At 71.8% G+C, this 8,104-nt stretch carries 7 protein-coding genes; 4 read left to right on the forward strand and 3 right to left on the reverse strand.

From position 1 onward, the window contains the following. Positions 1 to 90: 90 nt before the first annotated feature. Entirely contained in the window at positions 91 to 1,068 is a 978-nt protein-coding gene (locus LLG88_05660) for a ketoacyl-ACP synthase III (protein ID MCE5246393.1), read from the forward strand. 152 nt (positions 1,069 to 1,220) lie between these two features. Beyond that, entirely contained in the window at positions 1,221 to 3,158 is a 1,938-nt protein-coding gene (locus LLG88_05665; GenBank protein ID MCE5246394.1) for a hypothetical protein, read from the forward strand. A gap of 81 nt (positions 3,159 to 3,239) precedes the next feature. On the opposite strand, the gene LLG88_05670 is transcribed toward LLG88_05665, so the two are convergent. The 3 genes from LLG88_05670 to LLG88_05680 all read right to left on the reverse strand — a co-directional run bounded on the left by LLG88_05670 (position 3,240) and on the right by LLG88_05680 (position 6,081). Continuing rightward, complete coding sequence (locus tag LLG88_05670; protein MCE5246395.1) at positions 3,240 to 4,688, reverse strand: 2-oxoacid:acceptor oxidoreductase family protein; 1,449 nt, start codon at positions 4,686 to 4,688, stop codon at positions 3,240 to 3,242. Continuing rightward, entirely contained in the window at positions 4,685 to 5,773 is a 1,089-nt protein-coding gene (locus LLG88_05675) for a 3-methyl-2-oxobutanoate dehydrogenase subunit VorB (GenBank protein ID MCE5246396.1), read from the reverse strand. Before LLG88_05675 ends, LLG88_05670 begins: the two co-directional genes overlap by 4 nt. A gap of 98 nt (positions 5,774 to 5,871) precedes the next feature. Then, complete coding sequence (locus tag LLG88_05680; GenBank protein MCE5246397.1) at positions 5,872 to 6,081, reverse strand: 4Fe-4S binding protein; 210 nt, start codon at positions 6,079 to 6,081, stop codon at positions 5,872 to 5,874. 207 nt (positions 6,082 to 6,288) lie between these two features. On the opposite strand from LLG88_05680, the gene LLG88_05685 reads away from it, so the two are divergent. Together LLG88_05685 and LLG88_05690 are read left to right on the forward strand one after the other, a co-directional pair. Then, positions 6,289 to 7,482, forward strand: coding sequence for a GNAT family N-acetyltransferase (locus LLG88_05685; GenBank protein ID MCE5246398.1), 1,194 nt, complete (start codon positions 6,289 to 6,291; stop codon positions 7,480 to 7,482). Between the two features lie 55 nt (positions 7,483 to 7,537). Then, a complete protein-coding gene (locus LLG88_05690; protein MCE5246399.1) occupies positions 7,538 to 8,002 on the forward strand; it encodes an Rrf2 family transcriptional regulator in 465 nt (154 codons plus the stop codon). Positions 8,003 to 8,104 lie beyond the last annotated feature (102 nt).

An 8,104-nucleotide genomic window follows, 5' to 3' on the forward strand; every position in this document is an offset into this window, starting at 1 on the left:
CCGCGGCGGGCGCGGCGCTGACCGCTTCGTGACAACCGTTCGGCAGCATAGCCTCGGCCGCGGCGGCGCCGCGGACGGAGGTGTCTGGTCATGGGCGCGAAGATTCTGGGCATCGGGGCGGCCGTCCCGTCGAAGCTGCTCACCAATGCCGATCTCGAGAAGATGGTCGATACCAGCGACGAGTGGATCGTCACCCGCACCGGCATCCACGAGCGGCACATCGCCCCGCCGGGCGTCGAAGGGTCGGACCTCGCCGGGATCGCGGCCCGTCAGGCGCTCGAGGCGGCGGGAGTGCCCCCGGAGGAGATCGACATCCTGCTCGTGGCGACGGCCACGCCGGAGACGATCTACCCCTCGACCTCCTGCTGGGCGCAGCCGAAGATCGGCCTGCCGCAGATCCCCTGCTTCGACATCGGCGCCGGCTGCTCCGGCTTCATCTACGCCTACATCGTGGCCAACAGCCTCGTCGCCTCGGGCGCGGCGCGGAAGATGCTCGTCGTCGGCGCCGAAATGCTCACGCGCGTGACCGACTGGGAAGACCGCAACACGTGCGTGCTGTTCGGCGACGGCGCGGGGGCGATCGTCCTCGGCCCCGGCGCGGCGGACGACGGACTGATCGCCTCGACGTGGGGGGCGGACGGCAGCCTCGCCAACCTCCTGATCCAGCCGGCCGGCGGCACGAAGCTGCAGGCCAGCCACGAGACGGTGGAGAAGCGGCTGCACACCGTGCACATGGCCGGCAACGAGGTGTTCCGCTACGCGGTCAAGGCGATGCAGCAGGCGACGCTCGACGTGATGGAGAAGGCGGGCGTGACGGCCGACGACATCGCGCTGTTCATTCCCCATCAGGCGAACCTGCGGATCATCAAGGCCACGGCGGAGCGGGCCAAGTTCCCGATGGAGAAGGTCTACGTCTCGATCGGCCGCTACGGCAACACGTCCTCGGCCTCGATCCCGACGGCGCTGCGCGACGCCTACGCCGAAGGGCGCGTCAAGAAGGGCGACCTCGTCCTCTCCGCCGCGTTCGGCGCCGGCCTCACCTGGGCGGCCGCGCTGTTCCGCATCTAAGGACGCCGGCGCCCCGCGGGGGGCGCCGCTTCCCGGCCTTCCCGAGGGCGCGCCCGCGCGGCGCGCCCTCTTCTTTTCCGCGCCCCGGCGGCCGCGCGTTCCGCGATAGACTCCGCGGCGACGGCGCCTCGCGGCGTCGAGGGGAGGAAGAGATGGGGCGGGAGAAGGGCCGAAACGAAGGCGCCCGGCGGGCGAACGCGCGCCGCGCGTTGCTGGCCGGGCTGGCGCTGTGCTGCGCCGCGGGATCGTCCGCGGCGTTCGGCGCGACCGGCGCGGCGTGGTGGTTCGGCGCCGGCGCGTCGCGCGTCGTCGTCGATTCGCTCGACGACGCGTCCCCCGCGCCCGGGACGACCACGCTCCGCGCCGCGCTCGACCGCGTCCGCTCCGGCGGGACGATCACCTTCGCGCGGTCGCTGAACGGCGGAACGATCCACCTGACGGTCGTCGGCACGGAGCACGCGCTGCTGCGCGGCGAGACGTACGTGAACAACCAGTTCGCGGCGTTCGCCGAGCGGGACTTCGGCGCCGCGGCGCTCTACGCGCGCAAGAACGTGACGATCGACGCCTCGGCGCTCCCCGACGGGATCACGGTCGCCTGGGCGGGAAGCGCCTCGACGCCGGCGCGCGTCCTCGCCCTCTTCGGCGACCTGACGATGAACAACGTGACGATCGTCGGCGGCCGCAGCGTCGCCGCGCCGCTCGACTCGAGCGACCAGCCGTACACGCTCGCGCGCGGCGGCGGCCTCGCGGTCTGGGGAACGGCGCGCCTGACGCGCTGCACGATCGCCGACAACCGCGTCGAGGGGGACCTCGTCGGCAGCCGCGACCGCGGGGCCTTCGGCGGCGGGCTCTTCGCCGACCGCGTCCTGCTCTCGGACTGCGTGGTGAGCGGCAACGCGGCGCGCGGCTTCGGGGCCGCGGGAGGCGGGGTCTACGCCGTCGGCGGCGTCTCGACGCCGGGGCGGGACTCGGCGATCGTGCGCTGCGCTTTGACCGGCAACCGCACGGTGGGGGAGCATTCCTACGGCGGCGGCGTCTTCGCCGGGGGCGGCGGGCCGGGGCGCAACGAGACGCTGTCGATCAGCGACAGCACCGTCGCGCGCAACGCCGTGCTCGACAACCCGGACCTCCCCGAGATCCGGATGGCGCAGTACTACTACCGCGGCGGCGGCGTCTACATGACCAACGGCTCGCTGCGGCTCGACCGCTGCACGATCGTCGAGAACGCGGTGACGGGATGGCCCGCGGTCTTCTCCGGCAAGCCGAACATGGGGGGCGGCGGCGTGGCGGCGACGATCGGCAACGCCCACGTCGTCGATCGGCTCGTCGTCTCCGACTCGATCGTCGCCGGCAACACGGTCCGCGGCGAAGCGGACGATCTCTACAGCGGCTCGCTGATGCAGTTCCACAGCGCCGGCTGGAACCGGATCGGCAAGCTCGACCTGAGCCAGATGCTGGTCCCGATCCCGGCGTGGATGTTCCTCGCCCGCGACCATTGGCCGAAGGAGGGAGACCGGGACGGCGTCGCCCTCGCCGACGCGGTCGCGGTCGATCAAGCGGCGCTGCATCCGACGATCGTCTCGATGGGGACCGACGAAGGGGCGCACGCCGTGTTGTGGTATCCGCCCCGCGCCGCGGCGGCCGCGCAGATTCCGCCGGGCCTGCGCATCGTGCGGTACACCTTCGCCGGCTACGCGCAGACGGAGGGGCGCGACGGCCGCTTCCTCGCGGCGGTCGTCGCCTACCTGCGGCGCGCGCACGCGGCGGAGCTCGGCGCCGACTTCGGGAGCCAGTTCGGCGACCTCTCGGGGATCACCTTCAAGCCGGTCTCGAACACCTGGCCGGCCGATCCGGACAACGCGGCGTGGATCCAGTTCTGGCACAACCTCGACGCCGCGATCGCCGGGCGGCTCGGCGCCGCGCCGCTGAACGACGAGTTCTGGGCCGGATTCGCCCCCGCTTCCGCGGAGGCCGGCGCGCCGCTGACCGTGCGGCGCGGGTTCACGTGGGTCGTTCCTTCGCCGATCGACCAGCGCGGCCGGCGCCGCGCCGGGGGCGCCCGCTCCGCGGTCGGCGCCGTCGAGCCCTGAGCCCGCGCCGAGGCGCCGCGGCAAGAAAAAGGGCCGCCCCTCGCGGGGCGGCCCTTTCATCGCTTGGAACGAATCCGCGCGTCAGTGCTTGCGGGACTTGACGCCGAACGCGTAGCCGGCCGCGATCGCCTTCTTGTTGATGTCGATCAGGGCCTTCTTCTTGATCAGCGAGTTGAGCGCGGCGATGCAGGTCTCTTCGGAGAAGATCCCCGTGTACCCCGCGTAGGCGCCGAGCATGATCATGTTCGCCAGACGGGCGTTCCCCATCTCGGCGGCGATGTCGCTGGCCGGCACCTCGAACACCTCGAGGTCGGTGCGGGTCGGCTTCTCGGGCACCATCGACTTGTTGGTGATCAGCAGGCCGCCCTGAACCATCTCGTGCTCGAACTTCTCGACCGAGGGCTGGTTCATCGCCACGACGACCGTCGGGCGGCTGATGACCGGCGCGCCGATCTCTTCCTCGCTGACGTTGACGTGGCAGTGCGCCGTGCCGCCGCGCATTTCGGGGCCGTACGACGGCATCCAGCTGACCTTGCGCCCTTCGAGCATGCCGCACTGCGCGACGCCGAGGCCGAGGAGCAGCACGCCCTGGCCGCCGAAGCCGGAGATCTTGAGCTGCGGGTTGGCGTACTTCGCGGCGGCCGGAGTCGCCGCCGGGCGGGTTTCCTGTCCGTGGGTCTCGATCCGCAGGAGCTCGTGGTACTTCTCGCGCGGCGGAGGCTGCGGCGGCTCGTACGGCTCGAACGGCTGGTCCAGCTTGTCCACGAAGACCTTGAGCGGGAAGTACTGGGCCTGCTTCTCGAGGATGAACTTCTGCGAGTCCGGAGGCGTCATGCCCCAGTTCGTCGGGCACGCCGAGAGGACCTCGACGAAGGTGAAGCCGCGCCGTTCGATCTGCGCGTTGAGGGCCTTCTTCACCAGCCGGCGGACGTTGTTCGTCTCCTTGGCGCCGGAGAGCGCGCCGCGGGCGACGAAGACCGGGGCCTCGAGCTGGGAGACGATCTCGCACATCCGGAGCGGGTAGCCCATCGTGCGGACGTCGCGGCCGGCCGGGCAGGTCGTCGTCACCATCCCCGGGAGGGTCGTCGGCGCCATCTGGCCGCCGGTCATCCCGTAGATGGAGTTGTTGACGAAGAAGACCGCCATGTGCTCGCCGCGGTTGGCGGCCTGCAGGATCTCGTTGAGGCCGATGGCCGCGAGGTCGCCGTCGCCCTGGTACGAAATCATGATCGTGTGGGGGCGGACGCGGACCGCGCCGGTCGCCACGGCCGGAGCGCGGCCGTGCGCCGACTGGATGTTGCCGACGTCGAAGTAGTAGTAGGCGAAGACCGAGCAGCCGACGGGGCTGACGAGGATCGTGCGGTCGCGCTGATCAAGCTCGGCCAGCGTCTCGGCGACGATCTTGTGCAGCTCGCCGTGGCCGCAGCCCGGGCAGTAGTGGGTCACGTCGTGGTTGCCCGGCTTGCGGTCGAACTTCTTGTAGAAGGCGGGCGAACGCTGGAGGAACGGTTCGTACTGGGGGGCGCTCACCGCACACCTCCTTCTTTCGCGATGCGGCGGATGGCTTCGTGAACCTCTTCGACGCTCACCACCATGCCGCCCATGCGGTTGACCAGCGACACCGGCACGCGGTCGTGCACGGCGAGGCGGATGTCTTCCATCATCTGGCCGTTCGAAAGCTCGACGCTGACGATGTGCTTCACCTGACCGGCCAGCTCGTTGAGGCGGGTCTTCGGGAACGGCCAGAGGGTGATCGGGCGGAAGAGGCCGACCTTGATCCCCTCGGCGCGCGCGCGGGCGACCGCGGAGCGGACGACGCGGGAGACGATGCCGTAGGCGACGAGCAGGATCTCGCAGTCGGCGGTCTGGAGCTCGGCCGACATCTGCTCGTTGGCCTCGATCTCCGCGTACTTGTCCTGCAGGTGGAAGTTGTGCTTCTCGAGATCCTCGGCCTCGAGGAAGATCGAGGTGACGAGGTTCTCGCGCGTCGCGGCGTCGCCGCGGACCGCCCAGTCCTTCTCCGCGGGCTCGGGCACCGGCTCGGGGAAGCTCACCGGCTCCATCATCTGGCCGATGTTGCCGTCGGCGAGCAGGAAGACCGGCGTGCGGTACTTGTCGGCCGTCTCGAACGCCTTCATCGTCAGGTCGCACATTTCCTGGCCGCAGTTCGGGGCGTAGACCGGGTTCTTGTAGTTCCCGTGTCCGCCGAGGCGCACGACCTGGTTGTAGTCGCCCTGCTCGGGAGCGATGTTCCCGAGGCCCGGGCCGCCGCGCATGATGTCGGCGACGACGCAGGGCAGCTCGGCGCCCGCGAGGTAGGAGATCGCCTCCTGCATCAGGCTGATGCCGGGGCCGGAGGAAGCGGTCATGCAGCGCGCGCCGGCGGCGGCCGCGCCGTAGACCATGTTGATCGAGGCGGTTTCGGACTCGGCCTGGACGAACGTGCGCCCGAGGGCCGGGAAGTCCTTCGCCGCGCCTTCGGCGATTTCGCTCGCCGGGGTGATCGGGTAGCCGAAGTAGGCGCGGCAGCCGGCGAGCAGCGCGCCCTTCACGATCGCCTCGTTCCCCTTGATCAGAATCGGCGGACGCGCCGCCGCGGAACCATTGGAAGCCATCAGGCACCTCCCGTGCGCCCGCGACGAGCGGAGCGCACGCGACGAACGCCGGAATTCGGGCCGGGCGGATTGAAGTCGCCCCGCGCCCGTCCGCGGCGTCAGGCGGTCTTGACCAGCCGATAGACGGTGATCGCACCCGGTTCAGGGCAGGCGTAGTAGCAGTACCCGCAGCCGGTGCAGCCTTCGCCCTTGTAGGCGACCGGGAAGTAGCCCTGCTTGTTCAGGTGACTGGTCTTTTCGATCACTTTCTGGGGGCAGACGTTGACGCACAGCAGGCAGCCTTTGCACTCATCGGCATTGACTTGCATGCGTCCCCGATCAGGTCCGGGCGCCATGGCGGGCTCCAATTTGGGTTGCGCGACCCAAGAGGCGGGGGGGTGCTTACGAGTAAGCTAAGATCGTTTTTTATCACCAAACCCCCTCTCCGTCAAACCTAGTCGAGCCCCCGCGGAACCCTCGTTTCCGGCGCCGGCCGTGGGACAATCGGGCCGGTTCCACCGGAGCTCCCTCCCCCGATGACGACAGACACCACGGAGATCCTGACGCGCCAACTGGCGTCGAAGCGCGGGCGCAGCACCGCCCCCCCGGCCGGCCGGGTCGAGCTGTTCGTCGGACGGGAGGCGATTCTCTCGCTCGGACCGGCCTGGGAGCGGCTGATCGAAACCCACGCCCGCCCGGTTCCCTGGCTCACGTTCGAGGCCGCGGCCGCCGCGCTCGACACGGACCGCGGCCCTTGGTCGCCGTTCGTCGCCGCGGTGACCAGCGGCGGCGCCCCGCGGATCCTCGTGCCGCTGGAGCGGCGGCGGCGCGGGCCGTGGACGCGGATCCGGCCGCTCGGCCACCCGCTCGCCCGCCGGCACGAGCCGCTGCTCCTTCCCGACGCCGCGGCCGTCCCGCCGGCGGTGGTCTTCGGCTCGATCGCCCGCCGCATGGGGCGCGGCACGGTCTTCGACCTGCCGGGGATGTGGCTCGACTCTCCCGGCGGCCGCTGGCTCTCCGAGGGGCTCGGACAGGCGACCGGCTGGCGCGAGCTCGAGGGGCCGAAGGACTACGACGTCCCGCTGCACGGCGGCTGGAGCGCCGTCCAGGCCTCGCTGCGGCAGTCGTTCCGCGAACGGGCGCGGCGCGGACAGGAGCGGGCGGCGCGGCGCGGCGGAATCAAGATCGAGATCGCGCGCACCCGCGACGAGGACGAGCTGCGCAGCCTCTTCGACCTCGCCCGGCGGCAGGGGCGGCAGTTCGACACCCCGGGCGGGCTGCTCGTCGAGCGGTTCGTGCGCAAGGCGGCCGGCGCCGAGCGGATCGTCCTCTGCCGGGCCTTCATCGGCACGGAGCTGGCGGCGGGGATGGCGCTGTGGGTCTTCGGCGGGGTGGCGGTCGAGCTGATCTCCGCCGACGAGCCGGCGGCCGAGCCGTTCGCCCCGGCGGCGTCGCTCGGCCTCGCCCTGCTGCGGCGGCTGGTCGTCGAGGAGCGGACGCGGACGCTGATCCTCTCGCCGGGCCACAACCCCGACACGGTCGGGCTCTGCGGCACGCCGCGTCCGCAGCTCCGCTTCGTCGGCGCCCCGCGGCGCGGCCTCGCCCGACTCGCCGTCGGGGCGGCCGCCTGGGCGGGGGACGAGAACCACTTCGCGCCGGCGCTCGTCCGCGCCGCCCTCCGCCGCGTCGCCGCGGCCCGCGCCGCCTGCGCGGATCTCTTCGCGCGCTGACGCCGGGGCGTATCGCGCACCACGGGATCCGGATATCCTGAATGCGGGAGAGCCGATGATCTCGCGGACAGCGGAATACGCCCTTCGGGCGATGGTCTATCTGGCGGTCGACCCCGACGCGCCGCGGACGGTGAAGGAGCTCGCCGCCGCGACGCGGGTTCCCGAGGGGTACCTCTCCAAGGTCATGCAGGGGCTGGCCCGCGCGGGGCTCGTCCGCTCGCAGCGCGGCCTGCACGGCGGCTTCGCGCTCGCCAAGAGCGCCGCGGAGCTGACGATCCTCGAGGTCGTGGACGCCGTCGATCCCCTCCCCCGCCTCGCGGCCTGCCCGCTGGGGCTGCACGCCCACAAGGGGGAGCTTTGCCCGCTGCACCGCCGGCTCGCCGCGGCGACGGCCGCGGTCGAGCGCGCGTTCGCCGCCTCGACCCTCGCCGAGCTGCTCGCCGATCCGTCGCCGAGCAAGCCGCTCTGCGCAGTGCCCGCGCCGCCGCCGACGCGCCCGCGGCGACGGCGGGCCGGTTGATGCGCCGCGGGGCGCAGGTCATGCTTCGAACTCGCCGCGCGCGGGGACGCGCGGCGGAGAAGAGGGGAAGAGGATGAGGACGCTGGTCGTCACGGGAGGCGC

The sequence above is a fragment of the bacterium genome (assembly GCA_021372775.1).
Lineage (GTDB): Bacteria > Acidobacteriota > Polarisedimenticolia > J045 > J045 > JAJFTU01.